Genomic DNA, 20,883 nt, shown 5'->3' with positions numbered 1-20,883 from the left:
ATCTTTCAAAAGTTTCATTTTATCAAAATTTAAATCGCTGAAAACTAATAATCATCGAGAATAAAAATATTCTCGATGATTAAAGTTTCATTCTATTTTACCACGCAATGTCATATATTTCTTTGCATATTGTAGCATTTTATGTCAAAATAATTATAAGATTCTGATTTTAAATATTGGAGGGAATTTTCATGGGAGTATACGTTCTAACAGTCTTTGAAAAAGATGGTTCAAAAGCATTAGACGAATCATTCGAGGCGGCAACTGAAAAAGAAGCGAAAGCAAAAGGTGAATCTATCTTACAAGAAAAAGGATTGTATGAAAAAACACATCGCTGTACATCTACTGCAGGTAAGCTCGTTTTATTCCAGCGCTAAAAAAAGAAGCGTCATCCGCTTCTTTTTCACTCTACTATATCTTCGTCACACCACGTAAACACCACATCTAGAATACGATTACCGATACGTACGCGTTTATTCCATTTACCTGTTTGGATCTGATGTTGCAATTCTGCTTTCATCTTTTCCGTCCAGTCGTGAATTGTTTCACTACCGTCGTACGGATATACGCTTGGAAACTCTTTCTGCAGTAGATGCAAGCTCTCTGCATCAAAATGAAAATGGAAGAAGTAGTTTGCTGTAAGCGATGGTTCTTGCAATCGTAAAAAATGATCATCAATTTGCTTTCTATTTCGATAGAAAGTAAAGATATTCACTTTACCGCTAGTAATTTGGTCAATTTGAATTTCGTGCTTCTCTATAATCACGTCTTGTCCACCTCGTTGTATACTATCTTTAGTATATATGTCTTTTGCAACAAAGTTAACCATTTTCGCGCGAAATTCATTTCCTTCATTATATTACCTGTACCTCCATATGCAATCAGAATAAATAAAACAAAGTTGAAGGGGAGCGATCACATGTATTTCGGAAGCAAAGGTTGGTATGTAAAAGAACTTAAAAAATTAGGTATCCGTACTTATGAAGGTAAAAAACTAGAATCGTATCGTACGCATGTGTTGTCTAGTTTACTTGAGAGAATGAAGAAGGCTTCGGCTTAATAGAATAGCAAGAAGTAAACCTGAATATTGATAAATGATAAAAAACACCTCCTAAATTCGCATACTAAGTATGCAAATTAAATGGAGGTGTTTTTATTAGTTTCACTTTTTCAGGGGCTCTTTAGTTTTCATAAAATATTTTTTGTTTCCGCTGAAACGGATAAGTTTTAATCTCAGCTGTATCTAAATTTTCATGGAATAAATGAATAGCTATAATTTGTCTACAATCGTAAGTATGGTAATAATATGTTCCAGATTCCATACACATTGCACTCGTATAGATGGTATTATCTAATGTTCCGTCTTCTGTTATTACTGCCCCTTTAGGAACCTCACAATTTGATAAGATATGAAAAATAGCAGATATCCCCTCTTCTTCGTTCTCTATACCTTGAATGTTTTGCTTTCCATATGCTGCCCGCACAAATCTTGATGGCGGGGTAAAATCTCCAGGAAGTCCCATCGTTCCTGAACCTTGGCCAAAAGCACTTAATGGTACATCTCCCCACTCCGTTGGCGCAAATGGCTGCGATTTAAGTCCAATATATTGTCTTAAATTTTGTAAATGCCAATTAAACTCCGGACTATTAGTCATCACTCCTAATGGATTGTCATACATTTTTAGTCCATCAGTTGTCGGCTCAAGTACAATACAATCTCCCCATTTATCTGCTAAAATCCAATGTAGCGGTGGGGTAATTCCTAAAACTGGTAATGGTATATCTATAAGGGAAATGTTATCAACAGATTTTTTTAACTCTTCAACAGAATTAAATTGCGTGAGGCTCCAAGCTACAAAATCAAATGGCGCTAAATTCGTTTTATGGTTATCTATACTGTTACTATAAGTAGCGAATCCCGGGAAATAGAGAGTGGCACACGTCATACCAGCTTCATTTACTCCGTCCGCCATAATGACCCTTCCTTCATGATTAATTCCCATTCCGACAACAGCCTTTTTCGCTCGGATAGTTTCACCAGTTATATTGTTCCACTGATAACGCCGAGGAATGATTATTACTTCCTGATTCATATCTAATGTGAAATCCATTGTTCTCGCAAAAAGATGTTGGAAATTTTTAGTTTGTAACGTCAAACTAGTACACATGAAGAAATCCCCCCATTTTATAGTTATATACATATTTTATAAAATTCTGATAAATACGTAAATTAAAAACCCTATTTATCACTAACAAAGTAACCACCCAAACTAAAAATGCTATAATAAACCCAATCAAACTAAGGGGGCAAATTACTTTGCTTGGAACATGCATTCAATTTCATAAGTTTGGCAATCCAAAAGACGTATTACAAGTTGAATATAAAAATATAGAACCACTGAAAGATAATGAAGTTTTCGTCCGTATGCTAGTTAGACCGATTAATCCATCTGACTTAATTCCCATCACAGGAGCGTACGCTCATAGAATTCCTTTACCTAACATACCTGGCTATGAAGGTGTTGGTATTGTAGAAAATGTTGGCGCTTTTGTTTCTCGAGAGCTTATCGGTAAACGAGTGTTACCTTTACGCGGGGAAGGTACTTGGCAAGAATATGTGAAGACATCAGCTGATTTTGTAGTCCCTATTCCTGATTCCATTGATGATTTCACAGCGGCACAAATGTATATTAATCCCCTTACGGCGTGGGTTACTTGTACAGAAACGTTAAACTTACAGCGTAATGACGTTTTATTAGTGAATGCTTGTGGGTCCGCTATTGGACATCTATTTGCGCAGTTATCCCAAATTTTAAATTTCCGATTAATTGCCGTTACAAGAAATAATAAGCATACAGAAGAATTACTGCGCCTTGGTGCTGCATATGTAATTGATACTTCCACTGCCCCGCTTTATGAAACTGTTATGGAATTAACAAACGGGATTGGTGCGGATGCTGCGATTGATTCTATCGGAGGACCGGATGGAAATGAATTAGCTTTTTCCTTACGTCCAAACGGGCATTTTTTAACGATCGGTCTTCTATCAGGAATACAAGTGAACTGGGCCGAGATTGTCACAAAAGCAAAAGTGCACGCAAACATATTTCATTTACGACATTGGAATAAAGAGGTATCACCATATAAATGGCAAGAAACGTTTCGTCACTTAATTCGCTTAGTAGAAAATGAGCAATTACGTTTTATGAAAGTCCATTCTACGTATGAATTAGCGGATGTGAAAGCGGCCGTTGATGTTGTACAGTCTGCTGAGAAAACGAAAGGAAAAGTGTTTTTGACGAGTTATTGAATGCCATAAAAGAATCTCTTTTAGTATCTCGGCTTCAACTACCTAAAAAATAACATTGTCAACACAACTTAAATTGGTTATCATAAAAACGAATATAACAGGAGATGAGCAGATGAATATGAACGAAAAGAAATCCTTTTCAAAAGTTTCTCGGCGAAAATTAGTCGATGAAGTATTGGAACGTCTACAAGAGAAAATCTTTTCTGGCGAGTATGAAGTTGGTGATCGCCTCCCTACAGAGCCGCAATTAATGGAAGAGCTAGGGGTAGGACGTTCAACGCTGCGAGAGAGTATAAAGATATTAGTACATGCTGGCGTATTAGAAGTTCGACAAGGACAAGGCACTCGTATTGTCTCATTAAATACAACGCAAGATTCATTTGAAAAAAGACTGCAAGCAGCTAATATAAATCATGTGTATGAAGCACGAAATATGTTAGATAAAGAAGTAGCAATGTTAGCGGCACAACGCCGAAGCGAAGAGGATCTTTTATATTTAAAAGGACATTTGAATAAAAGAAAAAATGCCCTTCAAGAAGGAAATTATGTAGCATACATAGATGCAGACATTCAGTTTCATCTAGCCATTGCAAAGGCGAGTAAAAACGAAGTTCTATTTGATTTGTATCAATCTTTCGTACCTGCCCTTCGCCATATTTTAAGTCAATTAATATTACATACAGCGAACTATGAAGACAACTCTGGCATTCATGAAAAGTTATTCCAAGCTATTTTAAAGCAAAATACCGAAGAGGCGCGAACATACGCTGTTCAAAATTTGGAGCTGAAATAAGCTCCTTATCTATTACACAAAAACATCAGATGATATACTCAATAACATCTGATGTTTAAGAAAGGAGAAAATGAAATTGAAACAGCAAGAACGAACTTATTTGTATATACTAGCACTATTTTTTGTTTCCATTAATTTACGTATCGGAATTACATCTGTTTCACCTTTATTAGAAACAATCCGACAAGACTTAAATATAAGCAATTTTTCCGTTAGTTTTTTAACAGCTATTCCTGTTTTTTGTATGGGGACATTCGCCTTACTGACTGGGAAGGTAATTAAAAAATACGGGGCAGAAAAATCAATTATGACTTGTCTTATTTTAATCGGCTTGGCAACATGTATGAGAGCTTTTACCTTTTCCTTTTCCACATTATTCGCGAGTTCTTTATTTATCGGTATTGGAATTGCACTGGCAGGTCCTTTACTATCAGGTTTTATTAAAGAAAAATTCCCTACAAAAATTGGCTTAATGATTGGCATATATTCAGTAGGTATGGGAACTGGCGCTTCTTTAAGTGCAGGTTTAACAATCCCTTTACAACATGTATTAAAAGGATCTTGGAATATGGCACTCGCTTTTTGGGGTGCACTAACTATTATCGCTATTATGTTTTGGTATCCTGTTATGAAACGAAAAAAGAAGACGAGCACACAAAATAAAAAGAATAATAAATTGCCTTTAAGAAATAAAAAAGCATGGTTATTTACAATCCTTTTCGGGCTACAATCAGGAATCTTTTATTCCATTACGACTTGGCTTGCGCCGGCAAATCAAAGTATGGGTGTGAGTAGTGAGCAAGCAGGTACTCTTATAACTGTTTTTACCGTGATCCAAATGATATGTAGCTTTTTAATTCCGACATTAGCGGATATTTATAAAAACAGAGCACTTTGGTTATTAGGGAGTATATGCTTTGTAATCGTAGGTTTATCGCTTATGATTTACCCACTAACTACACCATGGATCCCTTCTATTTTACTAGGTATCGGGCTCGGCGGCGTATTTCCACTCGCTCTTATGCTGCCGCTATATGAAACAAAAACTTCAGAAGATGCAAGTGCATGGACTGCTATGATGCAATCAGGAGGATATATTATGGGCGGATTCATTCCTGTCCTAGCTGGGATAGCTCGTGACTATTTTGATAGTTATACGCAAGTTTTTATTATAATGGCACTTTTAAGCTTAATTTTACTCCTATTAACTTTAGTCATGAATAAAAGGAGAAGAAATGCAGAAGACCTTCTCTCCGCTTAAATTTAAAATGTTAATATATGGTATAATTTAATTAAAAAACGAAGGAGCTTCTAACATGTGGTTCATTTCGGCACTCGCACCTATTGTAATAGTTGGTGGAATTGTAGTATTTGTAATGAAGAGAATGGAACGTCAATATAAAGAAGAAACATTAGGAAAGAAAAAATTAAAAGAAGCTCAAAACTTATTAGACATTTTCATACCTATAGGAATGCTTGTCGGCTGTATAATTGGTTTGATTTTCGGCATGTTTTCCCCAGATTTCTCACTACTTTCAATTAGTTTAGGATCCGGAATAGGCTATTTATTTGGTTTTTTCGCCTATGAAATTTATAGCAAGACAGGAAACAATTTTTCCTAATCCAAAAGGAATAAGCGGGACAGTACATAGTAATCATATAAAATATGTAACTGTCCTTTATTTTTGCATCAATGTTATCACCTTACCTTTCGCCTACTATACACCTCTTTTATTGATTTTTCTCTCCTCCCCTTTTTGCATATCCGCTTTTTTATTTTCATTGGATCTATATCCAAAGTAAAGTAGCGCACATGTAATAACAGAACCTACAATGTATCCTAAAAAACATCCTAACCAAAACATAAAAATTGCCCCCAATCCATTATAAATTTTATGTAGTAGACATCTGTAAAACGTTCTCAGTACCTCCGTTTTTTATTACAGATTGGAAAATTCCCTTAACCATTCCATCCATGAACATTCTGTCTTCTCTATTTTGATTATTATCTATAAAGTTATTTATACCACTAATTCTTCCATTATCTCAAATAACAACTTTATTATTTATTATAAAGTTTGCACTCACACTACATATATGTAGCATCACTGTCTCTTTTTCATTTTACCCTTGCAACTGGAGTTTACTTCTACAACTTAAAAACAAAAAACCCCCTCAAAGCATAAACTTCAAGGGGTGAGCCTGTTTTTTATTTACTTATATACGTACAGCTGTACCACTTACAGCAACCATTAACATTCCATCACGAACAACTTCGTAATCTACGTCAACACCAACGATAGCGTTCGCACCTTTTTGTTTTGCAAGTTCTTTCATTTCGTCCATCGCAATATCACGAGCTTCTTTTAGCTTACTTTCATAAGAACCAGCACGACCACCGACAACATCACGAACAGAAGCGAATAAATCGCGGACAATATTTGCACCCATAATAGCTTCACCATTTACAATATCGATATACTCAATAATTTCTTTACCTTGAATTCCAGACGTTGTTGTTACAATCATGACTGACACTCTCCTATAAATTATAATTTTTGATTAGCTTTCTTATGTCTTTATTATGACATGGAAAAAGTAACTAATCTATTGAATTACCTTACAGGAGTGTGACAATTTTGTAATAATAAAACGCGCTTTATGTTTCATTTTAATAAAGCGCTTTAATATTGGGATACATAAACGAGTCTCTATTTTCTTTCCAATCCTTTTCTACTTCTTTAAAAGTTGGTCGCCCTAATTCTTTATTATTTTCATGTTTACTAAACCATTTTTTCACATACTGATCTCCATTTTTACTTTGAACTGTGCAAAGGAAACTATTACTACTATCCTTTAATATTTTTACAATCACGAATAGACACCTCTTCCCTTCTCAATATCATAATAGGAGTTGACCTTTTACTATAAGCCCTTCCTCTCTTATAGTCATACGACTCCTCGGCCGCGCCAAAGTTGTAAGATCAAAAACGATATTCACTTTGTTTACATTTTATTTAAAGAAATCAGAGTTATAGGCATTATGCTTATCAAATATTTTATAGATTTCTAACTTATCATCTAATTTTGCATCTACTAAAATTAATATATTTCCATCGTAAATATATTCTTCATACTTTTTAGCATGGTCTTCAGGGATTCCTAAGCCGATAAATGCTCCTATTAAACTTCCAGCTCCTCCGCCAATACCAGCTCCTCCAATAGCTGCTGCGATTGGTCCTGCTGCTACAATTGGACCCATTCCAGAAACGGCAAGTATACCAAGACCTGTTAATAAACCACCGAGTCCGCCTGCTACTCCTCCAGCTACAAGCCCTGTCGCTGAAAAGATATCTGCTTTATGTGCAGTTTCGCTATTCACTTTTTCACCCGATTTTTCTTCCAGATGTTCAATTTCCTTTTGATCTTTCGCAATAGCTGAAATGTTATCTGCTGAATATCCTTTATCATTTAATTCATTAATAACGAGTGCCGCATCATCAATTGTTCTAAAAACACCTACTATTTTTCTATCTACATTCATAACTATTAACCTCCTAAAGTTTTATATAATGTATTTTTATTTTTCTTCATTTCTGTATACACTAATTTTCTTATTAACATAACCATTTATGAAAAAAGCGAATAGTAAAAGCACTACAAGTGAACTACTTAACAAGTAAATTAAATCAAATGTAATATTAATCATCATTTCATTCATGTATACCAGGCTCCTTTTTATTTAAAGTAAAAGTATATTTTGATAGACTAATCTACTAAACATAGACATCTTACAATTCATCTTCAGTCAATCTCTTTGTAGTATATGTATACCCTTCCTAACCTTTTCTAAACGTAAAAAACTATAATTATATTTTTTCTTATTTATATGTTTAACATTTTTTAAAACGGGTATGTTTATATTGTTATGCTTACTATATGGAAAGGAATATTACGATGAACGCCATTCACTCTACTACTATTTCTTATAATGAAACACCTACAATAACTCAAATTCATCATTTTTATGCTTTAATGACAACATTTCAAACGAATGTATTTATAAGTAAACACGGAACACTTACTTCTATTAAAAACTTAAGCACTCTAGTATCCTTTTTCCTTACTGTAAAAAAGAGAGATCTTGTATTATTTATTTTTGAAGGAATAGATGCAAAAAGAGCTTTAAGAACACTCTTCCCTTCTTAAAAGTTTTGTTATCCCCTATTCCCTCGATTGTTACTTTTCATATATAGTTTTATATTTCAAAATGATTTCCTCTATTAAAAAAGAACCCCCTAATACAATAGGGGGATTTCTAGTTTAGCCTTATGAAAACTGATATAATATATATTACGTTTTTCATTCTTTAAAATAGAAAAGTTTTAATAACCTTGAAGGTAGGAATTTTTAATGAACTCGAAAGCAAAATTTAGTATTCGCTACAAAATTATGGCTGGTTATTTAGTTATCATTTTGTTCTTACTTGTTTCTTTCATTATATTGAACAATGAGATTTCTAATTTACAAAAATCTCGTAATTTTATTATTGATCACGATTTTAAAGTTCTCAATTTAACAAATCAAGTGGAGAAAGATTTACTAACAATTGAAAATAAAGCGAAAGGGTTTATCATTTCTAATAATCCAAATTACGTACAATCTCTTAATTCTGCGGAAAAGGATTACGAAAAGCATTATCAAGATCTTTTCTCATTATTAGAGGATAACCCATCTCAGCAAGAAAAATTAAAACAGATTAACGAAAATATTATTAGTTGGATAAATAAAGAGATTCACCCGTTAATTGCAAATCATAATAGTAATAATGTACAAACAATCGACACGACTCAAATTCAGTCATTACAGTCACAGGTAACTAACTTCCGTAGCACTGAGGAGCAATTAACGAAAAAAAGAGCAGCACAATTAGATACTGAAAATAATAAATTAGAGATTTGGTTATACAGTTTATTGTTCTTACTTTCTTGTATTTCTATTATCATTTCACTCTATATTTCGAATTCCATTACAAAAACGATTAAAAATGTAATTCAAGCTATTAAATCCATTTCTTCTAAAGAAAAAATCACGGAAAGAATTCATGTAAACACACGTGATGAAATAAAAGATCTTGCTCATACAACGAATCACCTACTAGACGAAATATCGAAAAGAGAGTGGTTACAAACGGAGCTTGCAGAATTAATTTTAATGTATCAAGGTGTATCTTCTATTGAGATGTTAGGTAAAAAAATTCTTAGTGGAATTATACAAAAAACGCAAACTTCTTGCGGTGCATTTTATGTACGTGAAGAATATGAAGAAACTGTCTACTATGTGAAAAAAGCTTCTTTCGCCGATCAAGGTGCTGATATTGGGAAACAATCCATTCAAATGGGTGAAGGTTTCATTGGACAGTCTGCCTTAGAAAAGAAAAGTTTTATTCTCAGGGATATACCCGAAGAGTTTCGTTATGTCACTAGCGGAGTATTAGAAATACGTCCTAAAAATCTATTAATCATCCCTATCTTATTTGAGGATGAAGTAATCGCAGTAATGGAGTTAGTAAGTGTAACTGAGATTTCAGATTTACATCAAGATTTAATTCAACAAACCGTTGATAATCTAGGTTTAACAATCCATAGCATTATGGGACGTATGCGAATTCAAACTCTTTTACATGAATCACAAGCAATGACAGAAGAGTTACAAGTTCAATCAGAAGAATTGCAAACGCAAGCGGAAGAACTACAAATGCAAGCAGAAGAATTACGAACAACGAATGAACAATTAGAGTCTAGAACTGAAGAGGCTGAGCAGAAGACAGCTGACTTACAAATTACTAAATCAGAATTAGAAGAAAAAGCAAGCGAGTTGTTACGCAGCTCAAAATACAAATCTGAGTTCCTAGCAAATATGTCACATGAATTACGCACACCGTTAAATAGTATTTTACTATTATCTGAAATGTTAAGAGAAAATCATGATAACAATTTATCCGACGATGAGATTGAATTAGCAACTGTCATTCATTCATCAGGGAAAGACTTACTTACTTTAATTAATGACATACTCGATTTATCTAAAGTAGAAGCAGGCAAACTAGACATCATTTTTGAAGCAACGAACATAAGTGACATGGCAGCCAATATGCATCAAAACTTTTTACATATAGCTGCACAAAAAAATGTCGAATTTACTATTGAAGACAGTGATACGATTCCTGATCTGTTTTATACAGATGCAAAACGGATTGAGCAAATTATTAAAAACTTATTATCCAATGCATTTAAATTTACAGAAAAAGGATCCGTTTCTTTACATTTCGATTCGATAGAAACAAGTAATTTAAGTCATGATATGCAGTCTATAAGTAAAGATTGGATTACAATTTCAGTAAAAGATACTGGTATTGGTATCGCTAAAGAACAGCATCAACTTATTTTCGAAGCCTTTCAACAGGCAGATGGCGCAACGATTCGGAAGTATGGTGGTACAGGATTAGGTTTATCTATTTGTAAAGAGTTTGCTAGATTGTTAGGTGGTTGGATTACGTTAGAGAGTAATGTAGGAGAAGGTAGTACTTTCACGGTATATATTCCTAACCTTCCAAATGGATTACCAGATATACAGTTATCCAATTTAGAAGTCGCAGCAACGATAGAAGATGTTATTCCTGCTGAAGTTGTTGAAGAAACTATCGTTACTCCCGAAACAAATAACGTCTTCCAAGAGAAAACCATTTTAATTGTCGATGATGATCATCGAAATATATTTGCGTTACAAAACGCATTAAAAAAACAAAATGCCAACATTATTACTGCCCAAAACGGCTTAGAGTGTTTAGAAATACTAAAAAGTAATACAAATATTGACCTTATTTTAATGGATATTATGATGCCTAATATGGACGGTTATGAAACGATGGAAAATATCCGAATGAACTTAGGGTTAAATGAAATACCTATTATCGCATTAACTGCTAAAGCAATGCCAAATGATAAGGAAAAATGTTTATCTGCTGGCGCTTCAGATTATATAAGTAAACCATTAAATCTACATCAACTCTATTCGGTAATGAGTGTATGGTTAATAAAATAAGTGAGGTTTAGTTGGAGTGGAAAATAAGTATTATAATTTTGATCCATCAGTAGATACGGATGAGCGCACGAACTTAGAAATTGAATTACTATTGGAAGCGGTATTTAAACTATCAGGATTTGATTTTCGCCAATATGCTCGCACATCTATTTATAGAAGAATTTGTAATAGAATGCAGCTCTCTAATATCCCTACCATTTCAAAATTAATTGAAAAAGTAATTCACGAGGAAGGGGTTTTAGAACAGTTATTAAATGATTTCTCGATTAATGTAACTGAGATGTTCCGTAACCCTGCCTTTTTTAAAGCGCTTAGAGAGCATGTTATTCCTGAATTAAAAAAGCAACCTGAAATTAGAATTTGGCATGCTGGATGCGCAACTGGTGAAGAAGTATTATCAATGTCCATCTTACTTCACGAAGAAGGATTAAGTGAAAAGTCGGTTATTTACGCAACAGATATGAATACAAATGTGTTAGAAAAAGCAAAACAAGCTATCCTCCCGTTAAATAAAATGCAAACTTATACGAAAAATTATTTACAAGCTGGCGGTACACAAGCATTTTCTAACTATTATTCAACAGATAATCGTTTTGCTTATTTTAATCCATCACTTTTACAAAACATTATTTTTGCACAGCATAATTTAGTAACCGATCAATCTTTTAACGAGTTTCATATTATACTTTGTCGTAACGTTTTAATTTACTTTACAAGTAAACTTCAAAATCAAGTGCAGCAACTATTTTATGAAAGCTTAGGTCACAATGGTTTTCTATGTTTAGGAAATAAAGAAACTCTTCGTTTTTCAAATATAATGCCGCATTATACCCAATTTAATCCTAGCGAACAAATTTATCAAAAAATACAATAAAAAGCGTATGAAATCCAAACAGAGGATTTCATACGCTTTTTATTTCGCATTCGTTTGTATCATAATTAGACACATATCATCTGATTGCGCTTTCTTTTGTTCTTCCTTGTAAAATCCTTCTATCTCGCCTTCTAAATCTCCCCATTTTCTTTCTGTAAAAGTACGTAATTTCTCTTCAGCCTCAAATTCATCATTTGCAATTGCTTCAAGAACACCATCTGTAAACAATACGATTTGAGCGTTCTTCTCAAAAGGTATAACTGTCTTTTTAACTTTTATTTCATCAAAAAATCCTACCGCACAACTCCCGCGATTTAGTTCAACCATATTTGTTTCATCAACTAAAACGTATCCAGAAGGATGCCCTGCATTTACATATTCAATCGTTCTCTTTTCTGTATCTACTACTAAATATATCGCTGTAAAATAATATGGAATATCGTCATTCTCATTATGTAAAAGAGTCATATATTTATTTAAGTCTTTAATGACAAGTTCTGGATCGATTAAAGATTTAATCGTTTCACGTAATACAGACGAAATAAACATACAAACTAATGAAGCAGATATACCATGTCCCATCACGTCTAATAATATAATACCGTAGCGGTTTTCATCGATTTTATACCAATAATACATATCTCCAGCCAATTTAAATGAAGGTAAGTAACTTGCTTCAATTTTTATATAATCTTCTCTTAATGGGCTACTTAATAAGTTTCTTTGTACTTGCGTAGCTAAATCTAGTTCATTCCGAAGATTTTCTTCTTGTTCTTTATGCCAATTTAATTCCGATTTCAAGCGTAACGCTACACGCATACGTGCTAATAGTTCAACTTTATTTATAGGTTTCGTAATATAATCCATTGCCCCCATATCAAGAGCTTCGGCCAATTTATTGGCATCCTCTAAAGCTGTAACAAAAATAATAGGAATATCTTTAAACTTCTCCTCTTTTTGTAATCGCCTACAAACTTCAATTCCATCAATTTCAGGCATCATAATATCTAATAAGATTAAATCAATTTCATTATACCTGGAAGAATCTTCTCCAAATTGAATGTATTCGAAAAGCTCTTGTGCAGAATTCAGCGATACAAGATCCTGATATCCGGCTTGTTTTAAAATTTTTTCAATTACAAAGATGTTAACCGGATTATCATCGACAATTAAAATGGACACAAGTTATTTCCCCTTTTCTTATTTAAAATGTAAATCTATTATCATTTTCTATTTTTCTAGTATTGCATACTCAGTTACAAAATGAAAATTTCCTACTCTAACATAATTTTTATACAGCAAAAGAACAAACCCCCAGAAATGAGAGTTTGTTCTTTCATTCTATAAATTCCCACTATTAATTTAACACCATTGCTTTGTCATTTAAAAGACGATCTAATTCTTCCATATGATTTGTTTCATCTGCAATCATATCTTCTAGTTTTACAACTAACTCTGTCATATTTAATTTCGCTGCCTGTTCTTTTCTCGTTTCATAACGCTTAATTGTCTCATATTCTGATTGTCTAGCGTATTCTAACATTTCTCTAACATCTTCTACTTGTTTCACTGGTAAAGGGATTGTAGTAGGTGTACCACCTAACGTCTTAACTTTCTCCGCTAAATATAGGGCATGTCCTTGTTCATCACTAATTTCAGATTCAAAGAAAGGTTTTAACACTTTTCTATATATACCAGAAACTGTAGCTGCATTATGGTTATACATAATAATTGCTGAGTATTCTCCTGCTAAATCTTCATTCAATCCTTCGATTAGTTCTTTCACATCGTGTGACATTTTTATATCTCCTCCTATATTTAATAACTACCCCTTTTCTCATGTTTTAAACATAATGATTTTAAATTTTTATGTATCTAAAAATGCTGCTTGCTTCAATTTACTTATCGCTTGTCTTTTAATACGAGAAACGTGCATTTGTGAAATACCTAACCGTTCCCCTGTATCTTTTTGATTTAAATTTTCTCCAAATATATAATGAATAACACTCTTTTCTGTGTCATTTAATACGTTGAAAATATCCTTTAAAACGAGACGCCTTTCTGTCTCTTCATATCCTTGCTCTACTTCACCTACAGATTCAATCCTCGCTACCGAACTGCCATCAGATGAATTTTCAACTACATCATCTAAGGAAGATACGCGATAATTATTTTTCGCATCCATAATTTCTAGCACTTCCTCTTCGGATAGTCCTAAATGATCTGCAATCTCTATAATCTTCGGTGAACGCTGGAAACGATCTGTTAGCTCCTCTATCGCAAGTTTAATCTTCCCGCCTAAATCTTTAATTCGCCTTGGAACGTGAATACCCCAAGTTTTATCACGTAAATATTTCTTTATTTCGCCTACTATTGTAGGTATTGCAAACGGCTCAAAAGCATTCCCTATCGAATAATCATACCTTCTTATTGCACCTAAGAGCCCTAACATTCCTACTTGTATAATATCTTCATGCATCGGCCCACCTTTTGAATAGCGATATGCAATGGAGTATACAAGATTTTTATAGTGATTAACCAATCTTTCCTGTGCTTCATCACATTGGTTTTGTTGGAAGTCTGCAATTAGTTTAATAACGTCCTCTTTAGTAAGATTTGTAGGTTGAGATTGGATTTCCATCATTCTCCACCTGCTCTCTTTGTATATATTTTGTCATTAAAACTGTCATGCCCTCATCATGCATAATTTGTATATCATCCATTAACGTATTGATTAAATATAAACCTAAACCATTTTCTGGCAAATGTTCTACTGGTTTATTAATATCATACGGACCAACTTTACTTTTTAAGCTATTAAAATCAAAGCTAACTCCATTATCCGCAGCCATAATTTCTAATCGATCTTCATATAAGCCAAAGACAATTGTAATTTCTCCAACGTCTTCTTTATATGCATGTTGTACAATGTTTGTACAAGCTTCACTAATAGCAATTTTCATATCTTCTATATCGTCATAAGCAAAGCCCATTCGATTCGCAACACCAGCCATTGTTAAACGAATAATAGCCACATATTCTGCTTTTGCAGGAATTTTCATTTCTATCTTTTCAAATCTCTCCATCATCCCTAGTCACCTTCTTTCTACTTTTTCAAAATCGGAATTCAAATTTAATATTTCTGTTAGCCCTGTAATATCAAATAATCTTTTTAGCCTTTTAGACACACCAGTAAACTCTAGCTTCCCATCATTTTTCTTAACTGCTTTTAATAAAGCTATAAAAACTCCTAAGCCTGTACTATCCATATAATCTACGTTATGAAAATCTACTACAATATGAACCTCTTTTTCGCTTGTAATAGGCATTACCTTATTTTTTAAATCTGATGCCGTATACGCATCAATCTCACCATTAAGTTGTACCGTATAACCTACATCATTTTGCAAAATATTTATTGCCAAATTCATCATTTCCGCCCCCTTATCTCGAACTTTTACTATTTAATTACCCATAAAAATTAGTTTTAAACATATTTTTTTATTTTCATTATAAATAAATTTTCTACACCTTTCTCGGCTTAACACTTAAATCGTACTAATAAATGTTTAAAACTTATAATTTTGTGTATGTATAATGTATAAACATTATTTTTAGGGGGATCTATCTATGGAAGAGCACAACTTTAAAAAGGGAGATTTCGTTCAATTTTCTTATCGACACGATCATGCTACAAAATTAGTTGGTTCCATTATTAACATACTAACGAATACAATTGTAGTTGATATAAGTAATAGCGAGGACTTATCTCATATAGAACCAAGGCAAGTCGTAAGAATAAATAATTGTAAAAAGGTAACGATGGCTTAATACATAATAGAAAGTGTAATGTTAATGAGTGGGGGGTTCTTCATCCTCCACTCATTCCTATGTAAAATACATAAAAAAGCATCCAAATTAGTTTAATTGGATGCTTTTTTATGTATTTTTATCAGTTCATTAACTTTATAGCTATATATAATAAACTTAAGATTACTATTTATTATCATACTTACGCTTTCCGCAGCATTCTAGAGAAGAATGTAACGATTAAAATAAAGACGATTGCACCTAATAACGCCGGAAGAATAAAGATGCCTCCCCACTCAGGACCCCAATGACCAAATAACGCACTACCTACCCAAGATCCGATTAATCCGGCAATCACGTTACCAACTATACCTAACGGAAAGTCTTTTCCTGTAATCATTCCAGCTAACGCACCAATAAGTCCACCTACAATACACGTAATAATAAGTCCCACAATTAAACCTCCTATATTCGTTTTATATTGGATTCATCAAGCTTTAGTATGTAACCAAAGCTTGATGAACATATATTATTCTTTATTATCCAATTCATCACTTATCTTTTGTTTCACTTTTCCGACTTTTTCTTTTATCGTTCCCTTCGTTTTTTCCCACTTCCCTTCATTTTTCAACTCTCTATCTTCTGTAACTTCACCAATTCCTTCTTTTACTTGTCCTTTTTTCTTTTCAACTTTACCTTTAACTTGTTCTTTTAGTCCGTTCTCACTCATATTTACAATCTCCTTTTCGTAATAGATTTATAGATTTATAGGATACAAATTTAAATAGAATACATGCATCTTCTTTCTTGTAACCATTCACCGACTCTTTCTAAATCCTTAACGAATAACAAGATTTTCCCTTCATCCAGTTTTTCTTCATAAAAGTTCGCTTCTTCCTCATTAAGCCCTAACTCTTGCATTTTATTTCTTAACTGATCTCCTGTTTTTTGAAAGACGTTAATAATGCTTGTCCCAAGTCCCTCCTCTTTTATCCCAATTGTATTCACGTCTGCATTGTCCGCAATTCTATCTGTCCTATCTTTCTCATGCGTTAATACGTAAATATCTTTTTGGTCTATTCCTTTTTTCACGAGATCATTCGCCGCATTCATGACCTCTTTCTCCGTAATAAATTCATATACAAAAGGTTTACTATACTTCGTTTCCATCTTTAACTTCCTCCTTTAAAATGAATTATTTGTTATATTATATGTAGTACACCCATTTTCGAAATGTTAAACATAAAATATGAAAAAAGTTATGTGAATTTTGATTTTAATAGAGAATGAACATCATCATTTACCACTTTAAAACACCTTCTCCTTACAATAACTACCTAAATTAACAGAAAATTGATATAATTAAACTTAAGGAGGGATACTATGAAAAAAATCATATCTATATGCGCACTAACCGCTCTATCTTTCACTTTAATAGGTTGTACAAGCACCTCGGCTACAGATAAAGCTTCGCAGGCTAAGCAAGAACATACACAAAATACCTTTCAATTAAATTCCGCTAATATTACAGACATTGAAATACTGAAAACAACAAATCATACTACTTCCAAATCTCAAACAGACAACGAAAAAATGATACAATCTATCGTTTCAGCAGTCCAAAAAGGCACTCCTAAACAAATCACACTAGATCAAAAAAAGAGAGAATCTGCACATTCTACTATTACTGTTACATATAAAGATGACTCAAAAGAAGAATTTCTTGTGTGGGCTGATAATAAGGAGCAAATTACGATTGCTAAAGATGAGAAGAAAGATAAGGTAGAAGGTGTGATAGTGAATATTAAAGATGCTAAAATAATGAAGGATTTCTTTTAAAATTCTAATTAACGTTAAAAAAAGTAGGATTACATCCTACTCTTTTTTTAATCATGCTCAATAAATAGACCTTTATAAAATCTATTTAAGGTCTAATTTTGCTAAATCATGTTGTAAAACATTGTTTCCTTCTTGTGGGTTAAATATGATTGCACTAAGACCAAAAACATTCGTAACAACATCTCTATCTTTCGGACGAATGATTCTTACTTCATAAGCAAAAACTCCTGGAGGAAGAGCTGCTGAACGAAAAGTAACATATCGATTAGGTGGCAATGTTTGTGTTGAAGGGTCTATTAATGGTAACAATACCGGAGAACCAGATGACCAATCAAACATTTCAACTGTTACTCTACGAGTATCATCTGGATCAACATTCATAGCTTCAACAGTAAGAAATAACGTAGCGGAATGTCTACGTAATACACCCGTTGACAAAGTTTCATTGTGATGTTTATGACATCTTCCAGGAGGATGACCATAGCCATAGCTCATATCAATTCCCCCCTTTCATTTACAATTAAGGACAAGTATTCCTTATAATATATAATGCTAGTATTATTTTAATGAAAGGTATAAAAGCGGATTTCTATCTATTCGCTCTTAAAGAATAATATGGATTCTCCTGTTTTTCCTTTGAACTCCTGCTAAGAATAAATCTATTTTGAAAAGGACCTGCTCCATTTATTCGTAAAAAGCATAAAGTAAATGGAATCCGTTAAAACACATGAGTGAACCTTTGTTTTTCTCCTCCTATTTAAAGGAGGAACTGTTATGGGCTTTGGTGGTAGTTGTGGCGGCTGTGGCTTCGCTGGAGGATTTGCTTTATTAGTTGTATTGTTTATTTTATTAATCATCGTTGGAGCTGCTTGCTTCTGCTAAAAACTATCGAAAGGACACTCACGTGAGTGTCCTTTCTTCATGAAAAAAGCTCTACGCAATGTGCAGAGGTTCAAGTGTAACGAATACTTTAAAAATGTAGTATTACATTCCCCCTCCAAAATGAACTTCGATGCTATAAATTTCGTTTAAGTGCAATCTTAATATTTTAGTTTAATAGCAATATGGTGAAACTTTATTCCAAACAATATTGCTATTGCACCAAAGTAAAACAAACTGGACAACCTAGATTTCAAAAGGAAGACACCTTAAAGGTTGTCTTTTCTTTATAAGTAAAAAAAGCCCGCCTATTTCCGTAGGCGGGCTTTATCTTTATTACACAATATGAAAGTATACTCTCTTTTTCTTTGAAATTTTATGTAATTATACATATTCATGAAAATAGAAGAAGTGAAATTGTACGTTTAGATACAGTTTGGCAACAAACTAACTGTTTTCTTGTGCATTAATAGACAACTACTGCAAGAGTTATAGTTTTTATGTTTTCATTTCCTTTTTGCATTTCTCTTTTAATTAGACGAATGCTTTTTTTAGTACATAATAAAAAATATCCAGAAAAACTGTCACAAAATCCGTTTTTCTGGTTTCTCTATAATACAGGTATCAAATTGAAAGTGAGGTTTAAACGAACATGTTAACCATAGAAAATGAAGAAAGTCATGCTTCTGATATGACCTTTGAAGATTTATTTAAGCAGTACTATGCTTACGCTGTGAAACAAATCATCTGGATCGTTAAAGATCAATCTATCGCTGAAGAGTTAGCACAAGAAGTATTTTTACAATTATATCGTAGTGATTGGAAAGGGATTGAAAACATACCTGGATGGTTGATTAAATCTTCTACTTATGTAGCCTATAACCATTTTCGATCTGAAAAAAGGCAGCAAGCGAAGATTGATAAAGAAATACAATACCATGAAGTACAAAATGTTTCATCATTAGACGATGATTGGATAAGAAAAGAAGAAATTACAAAGGTCCAAACGATACTAAATAAAATGAATGATCGAGAACGAACCCTTTTACTAATGAAATTCTCTGGTTTTCAATATAAAGAAATTGCAGAAGTACTTCAAATTGAAATATCTTCTATTGGAACATTATTGGTCCGAGCCAAAATGAAATTTCGCAAGATTTATAAACAAATGGAGGAGGCATAACAAATGAAATGTTATGATATCGGATTTATTCAAACATATATTGATGGAGAACTTTCTCATGATATAAGAAAGGAATTTACAAAGCACCTAGATACATGTAAAGCATGCCAAGATTTATTAGTAGAAATCAATAGATTAAATCAATGGGAAAACGTAATGCTAGATGAAGAGTCTGCAAATTCACCACAAGAAATCAAAATTGATATAGAACAAGCATGGAAAACATTTGAAAGTCGTTCCAAGTTAGACAATGTTTCTAATATAAATCACAAAAAACAACAAAAGAAGGGAATCTTTACAAACATGAGTAAAAAATCAAAGCGTTTCATTTATACAGCAGTAGCTGCAGCAGCACTTTTCACAACAGCAATGATTCCACAAGTACAAGTGGCGGCTACAAATGTTGCTTCCTATTTTTCTAATGCAATTACAAATGATAAAGTTGTAAATGAAGGAATAAAAGATGAAAATGGTATCACACAAGATATGATGAAGAATGGTAAATATATTCCTATTGATGAAAAAATTACAGATCAAGGTATTACTGTACATCTCAAAGAAGTATTTATCGCAGATTCACGTATATCAGTTCATTATAGAATGGAAAAAGCGGACGGAAGTTTAGTACCATTTGAATTTGATACATCAGGATTAGATCTTGAGAATGATGGTAAAATTGATGGGCAACAAGAGGAAAACCCTGAGATTAAAAATGACGGGAGACTATCATTTATCCATGATTCAGATGATTATCTTCCTTTTGAACTTATGGCAGCAGGTAAAAAGTTAGATAAAATAGGCATTCGTGATAATGATAGACCTGAAGGTGTTGCTACATTTGTTATAACTACTGAAGAAAAAGACGTTTTTAAACAGCCTCTTACTTTAGACGTAAATATAACTAGAATTGGAAAAGTAATTGGTTCTTGGAAAGCTCAAATTCCAATTGATACTTCACATTTGAAAAATAATACGAATTAACATGAAAAAAAGAATAGAACAATATGTATCTAATTCTCAGTTTATATGTTTCCTTGTTTTCGTTACATTTATTTCGTATATAGTTTTTACTCTATATTTTATTTATGATT

Annotated in this window: 30 protein-coding genes; 14 read left to right on the top strand and 16 right to left on the bottom strand. The window is 32.9% G+C overall.

What is annotated here, in order from left to right:
• Positions 1 to 191: 191 nt before the first annotated feature.
• On the top strand, positions 192 to 377 hold the full coding sequence (locus HFD78_RS01140) for a YhzD family protein (protein WP_000539552.1): 186 nt from the start codon (positions 192 to 194) through the stop codon (positions 375 to 377).
• A gap of 26 nt (positions 378 to 403) precedes the next feature.
• Here HFD78_RS01140 and HFD78_RS01135 read toward each other — a convergent pair whose 3' ends face one another.
• On the bottom strand, positions 404 to 766 hold the full coding sequence (locus HFD78_RS01135) for a hypothetical protein (protein ID WP_000582785.1): 363 nt from the start codon (positions 764 to 766) through the stop codon (positions 404 to 406).
• Between the two features lie 153 nt (positions 767 to 919).
• On the opposite strand from HFD78_RS01135, the gene HFD78_RS01130 reads away from it, so the two are divergent.
• On the top strand, positions 920 to 1,060 hold the full coding sequence (locus HFD78_RS01130; protein WP_000273536.1) for a YflJ family protein: 141 nt from the start codon (positions 920 to 922) through the stop codon (positions 1,058 to 1,060).
• A 121-nt stretch (positions 1,061 to 1,181) separates the two neighbouring features.
• On the opposite strand, the gene HFD78_RS01125 is transcribed toward HFD78_RS01130, so the two are convergent.
• Complete coding sequence (locus HFD78_RS01125) at positions 1,182 to 2,168, bottom strand: choloylglycine hydrolase family protein (RefSeq protein WP_000337592.1); 987 nt, start codon at positions 2,166 to 2,168, stop codon at positions 1,182 to 1,184.
• 149 nt (positions 2,169 to 2,317) lie between these two features.
• On the opposite strand from HFD78_RS01125, the gene HFD78_RS01120 reads away from it, so the two are divergent.
• From HFD78_RS01120 to HFD78_RS01105, 4 genes are all read left to right on the top strand, one after another.
• Positions 2,318 to 3,310: a zinc-dependent alcohol dehydrogenase family protein gene (locus tag HFD78_RS01120; RefSeq protein WP_000901745.1), complete on the top strand. Its 993-nt coding sequence runs from the start codon at positions 2,318 to 2,320 to the stop codon at positions 3,308 to 3,310.
• Positions 3,311 to 3,422: 112 nt separating this feature from the next.
• Entirely contained in the window at positions 3,423 to 4,103 is a 681-nt protein-coding gene (locus HFD78_RS01115; protein ID WP_001056899.1) for a FadR/GntR family transcriptional regulator, read from the top strand.
• A gap of 70 nt (positions 4,104 to 4,173) precedes the next feature.
• Positions 4,174 to 5,364: an MFS transporter gene (locus HFD78_RS01110; protein ID WP_002196273.1), complete on the top strand. Its 1,191-nt coding sequence runs from the start codon at positions 4,174 to 4,176 to the stop codon at positions 5,362 to 5,364.
• Positions 5,365 to 5,419: 55 nt separating this feature from the next.
• Positions 5,420 to 5,725, top strand: coding sequence for a hypothetical protein (locus HFD78_RS01105; RefSeq protein WP_000264242.1), 306 nt, complete (start codon positions 5,420 to 5,422; stop codon positions 5,723 to 5,725).
• Positions 5,726 to 5,821: 96 nt separating this feature from the next.
• Here HFD78_RS01105 and HFD78_RS01100 read toward each other — a convergent pair whose 3' ends face one another.
• The 5 genes from HFD78_RS01100 to HFD78_RS01080 form a co-directional block, all read right to left on the bottom strand.
• Complete coding sequence (locus HFD78_RS01100) at positions 5,822 to 5,968, bottom strand: hypothetical protein (RefSeq protein WP_000498632.1); 147 nt, start codon at positions 5,966 to 5,968, stop codon at positions 5,822 to 5,824.
• 352 nt (positions 5,969 to 6,320) lie between these two features.
• Entirely contained in the window at positions 6,321 to 6,632 is a 312-nt protein-coding gene (locus HFD78_RS01095) for a YbjQ family protein (RefSeq protein ID WP_000637511.1), read from the bottom strand.
• Between the two features lie 142 nt (positions 6,633 to 6,774).
• Positions 6,775 to 6,978, bottom strand: a complete 204-nt coding sequence (locus HFD78_RS01090) for a DUF4028 family protein (RefSeq protein WP_000635860.1) — start codon at positions 6,976 to 6,978, stop codon at positions 6,775 to 6,777.
• A 138-nt stretch (positions 6,979 to 7,116) separates the two neighbouring features.
• On the bottom strand, positions 7,117 to 7,647 hold the full coding sequence (locus HFD78_RS01085; protein ID WP_001100090.1) for a general stress protein: 531 nt from the start codon (positions 7,645 to 7,647) through the stop codon (positions 7,117 to 7,119).
• Between the two features lie 36 nt (positions 7,648 to 7,683).
• Entirely contained in the window at positions 7,684 to 7,824 is a 141-nt protein-coding gene (locus HFD78_RS01080; protein ID WP_001004570.1) for a hypothetical protein, read from the bottom strand.
• A 236-nt stretch (positions 7,825 to 8,060) separates the two neighbouring features.
• Here HFD78_RS01080 and HFD78_RS01075 point away from each other — a divergent pair, with 236 nt between their 5' ends.
• The 3 genes from HFD78_RS01075 to HFD78_RS01065 all read left to right on the top strand — a co-directional run bounded on the left by HFD78_RS01075 (position 8,061) and on the right by HFD78_RS01065 (position 12,081).
• The gene (locus HFD78_RS01075; RefSeq protein WP_000991357.1) at positions 8,061 to 8,312 is read left to right on the top strand and encodes a hypothetical protein; all 252 of its coding nucleotides are present in this window, start codon (positions 8,061 to 8,063) and stop codon (positions 8,310 to 8,312) included.
• 204 nt (positions 8,313 to 8,516) lie between these two features.
• The gene (locus tag HFD78_RS01070) at positions 8,517 to 11,207 is read left to right on the top strand and encodes an ATP-binding protein (protein ID WP_001084953.1); all 2,691 of its coding nucleotides are present in this window, start codon (positions 8,517 to 8,519) and stop codon (positions 11,205 to 11,207) included.
• 16 nt (positions 11,208 to 11,223) lie between these two features.
• The gene (locus HFD78_RS01065; RefSeq protein WP_000429042.1) at positions 11,224 to 12,081 is read left to right on the top strand and encodes a CheR family methyltransferase; all 858 of its coding nucleotides are present in this window, start codon (positions 11,224 to 11,226) and stop codon (positions 12,079 to 12,081) included.
• A gap of 39 nt (positions 12,082 to 12,120) precedes the next feature.
• On the opposite strand, the gene HFD78_RS01060 is transcribed toward HFD78_RS01065, so the two are convergent.
• From HFD78_RS01060 to HFD78_RS01040, 5 genes are all read right to left on the bottom strand, one after another.
• Positions 12,121 to 13,263 carry a fused response regulator/phosphatase gene (locus HFD78_RS01060; protein ID WP_000025532.1) on the bottom strand — a complete coding sequence of 381 codons (1,143 nt, stop codon included), beginning with the start codon at positions 13,261 to 13,263 and terminating at the stop codon, positions 12,121 to 12,123.
• Between the two features lie 175 nt (positions 13,264 to 13,438).
• Positions 13,439 to 13,879, bottom strand: a complete 441-nt coding sequence (locus HFD78_RS01055; RefSeq protein WP_000017744.1) for a ferritin-like domain-containing protein — start codon at positions 13,877 to 13,879, stop codon at positions 13,439 to 13,441.
• 69 nt (positions 13,880 to 13,948) lie between these two features.
• Positions 13,949 to 14,725, bottom strand: a complete 777-nt coding sequence (gene sigB / locus HFD78_RS01050) for an RNA polymerase sigma factor SigB (RefSeq protein WP_002093898.1) — start codon at positions 14,723 to 14,725, stop codon at positions 13,949 to 13,951.
• Positions 14,688 to 15,170, bottom strand: coding sequence for an anti-sigma B factor RsbW (gene rsbW, locus HFD78_RS01045; protein ID WP_000970580.1), 483 nt, complete (start codon positions 15,168 to 15,170; stop codon positions 14,688 to 14,690). The genes sigB and rsbW overlap by 38 nt, the downstream gene beginning before the upstream one ends.
• A 6-nt stretch (positions 15,171 to 15,176) precedes the next feature.
• Entirely contained in the window at positions 15,177 to 15,515 is a 339-nt protein-coding gene (locus tag HFD78_RS01040) for an STAS domain-containing protein (protein ID WP_002060869.1), read from the bottom strand.
• 196 nt (positions 15,516 to 15,711) lie between these two features.
• Between HFD78_RS01040 and HFD78_RS01035 the strand changes: the two genes are divergently transcribed.
• Complete coding sequence (locus HFD78_RS01035) at positions 15,712 to 15,912, top strand: hypothetical protein (protein ID WP_000391011.1); 201 nt, start codon at positions 15,712 to 15,714, stop codon at positions 15,910 to 15,912.
• Between the two features lie 181 nt (positions 15,913 to 16,093).
• On the opposite strand, the gene HFD78_RS01030 is transcribed toward HFD78_RS01035, so the two are convergent.
• From HFD78_RS01030 to HFD78_RS01020, 3 genes are all read right to left on the bottom strand, one after another.
• The gene (locus tag HFD78_RS01030) at positions 16,094 to 16,345 is read right to left on the bottom strand and encodes a GlsB/YeaQ/YmgE family stress response membrane protein (RefSeq protein WP_000522902.1); all 252 of its coding nucleotides are present in this window, start codon (positions 16,343 to 16,345) and stop codon (positions 16,094 to 16,096) included.
• A gap of 75 nt (positions 16,346 to 16,420) precedes the next feature.
• Entirely contained in the window at positions 16,421 to 16,621 is a 201-nt protein-coding gene (locus HFD78_RS01025; RefSeq protein ID WP_001293468.1) for a CsbD family protein, read from the bottom strand.
• Between the two features lie 50 nt (positions 16,622 to 16,671).
• Positions 16,672 to 17,061: a YflT domain-containing protein gene (locus HFD78_RS01020; protein WP_000448802.1), complete on the bottom strand. Its 390-nt coding sequence runs from the start codon at positions 17,059 to 17,061 to the stop codon at positions 16,672 to 16,674.
• 213 nt (positions 17,062 to 17,274) lie between these two features.
• Between HFD78_RS01020 and HFD78_RS01015 the strand changes: the two genes are divergently transcribed.
• A complete protein-coding gene (locus tag HFD78_RS01015) occupies positions 17,275 to 17,730 on the top strand; it encodes a hypothetical protein (protein WP_000720850.1) in 456 nt (151 codons plus the stop codon).
• An 81-nt stretch (positions 17,731 to 17,811) separates the two neighbouring features.
• Here the strand turns inward: HFD78_RS01015 and HFD78_RS01010 are convergent, their stop codons facing one another.
• The gene (locus HFD78_RS01010) at positions 17,812 to 18,225 is read right to left on the bottom strand and encodes a hypothetical protein (protein ID WP_000120206.1); all 414 of its coding nucleotides are present in this window, start codon (positions 18,223 to 18,225) and stop codon (positions 17,812 to 17,814) included.
• Between the two features lie 279 nt (positions 18,226 to 18,504).
• Between HFD78_RS01010 and HFD78_RS01005 the strand changes: the two genes are divergently transcribed.
• The 3 genes from HFD78_RS01005 to HFD78_RS00995 all read left to right on the top strand — a co-directional run bounded on the left by HFD78_RS01005 (position 18,505) and on the right by HFD78_RS00995 (position 20,773).
• On the top strand, positions 18,505 to 18,612 hold the full coding sequence (locus HFD78_RS01005) for a YjcZ family sporulation protein (RefSeq protein ID WP_000505670.1): 108 nt from the start codon (positions 18,505 to 18,507) through the stop codon (positions 18,610 to 18,612).
• Between the two features lie 649 nt (positions 18,613 to 19,261).
• Positions 19,262 to 19,792 (top strand): RNA polymerase sigma factor SigX, encoded by a 531-nt coding sequence (locus tag HFD78_RS01000; protein WP_000955505.1) that lies wholly within the window; start codon positions 19,262 to 19,264, stop codon positions 19,790 to 19,792.
• A 3-nt stretch (positions 19,793 to 19,795) separates the two neighbouring features.
• Positions 19,796 to 20,773, top strand: coding sequence for a DUF4179 domain-containing protein (locus HFD78_RS00995; protein WP_000650422.1), 978 nt, complete (start codon positions 19,796 to 19,798; stop codon positions 20,771 to 20,773).
• Positions 20,774 to 20,883: the final 110 nt, after the last annotated feature.

Source organism: Bacillus sp. EKM501B (genome assembly GCF_011800505.1).
Taxonomy (GTDB): domain Bacteria; phylum Bacillota; class Bacilli; order Bacillales; family Bacillaceae_G; genus Bacillus_A; species Bacillus_A cereus.
The sequence above is the reverse complement of the archived record's forward strand: the minus strand, read 5'-3'. Positions and strand labels throughout refer to the sequence as shown.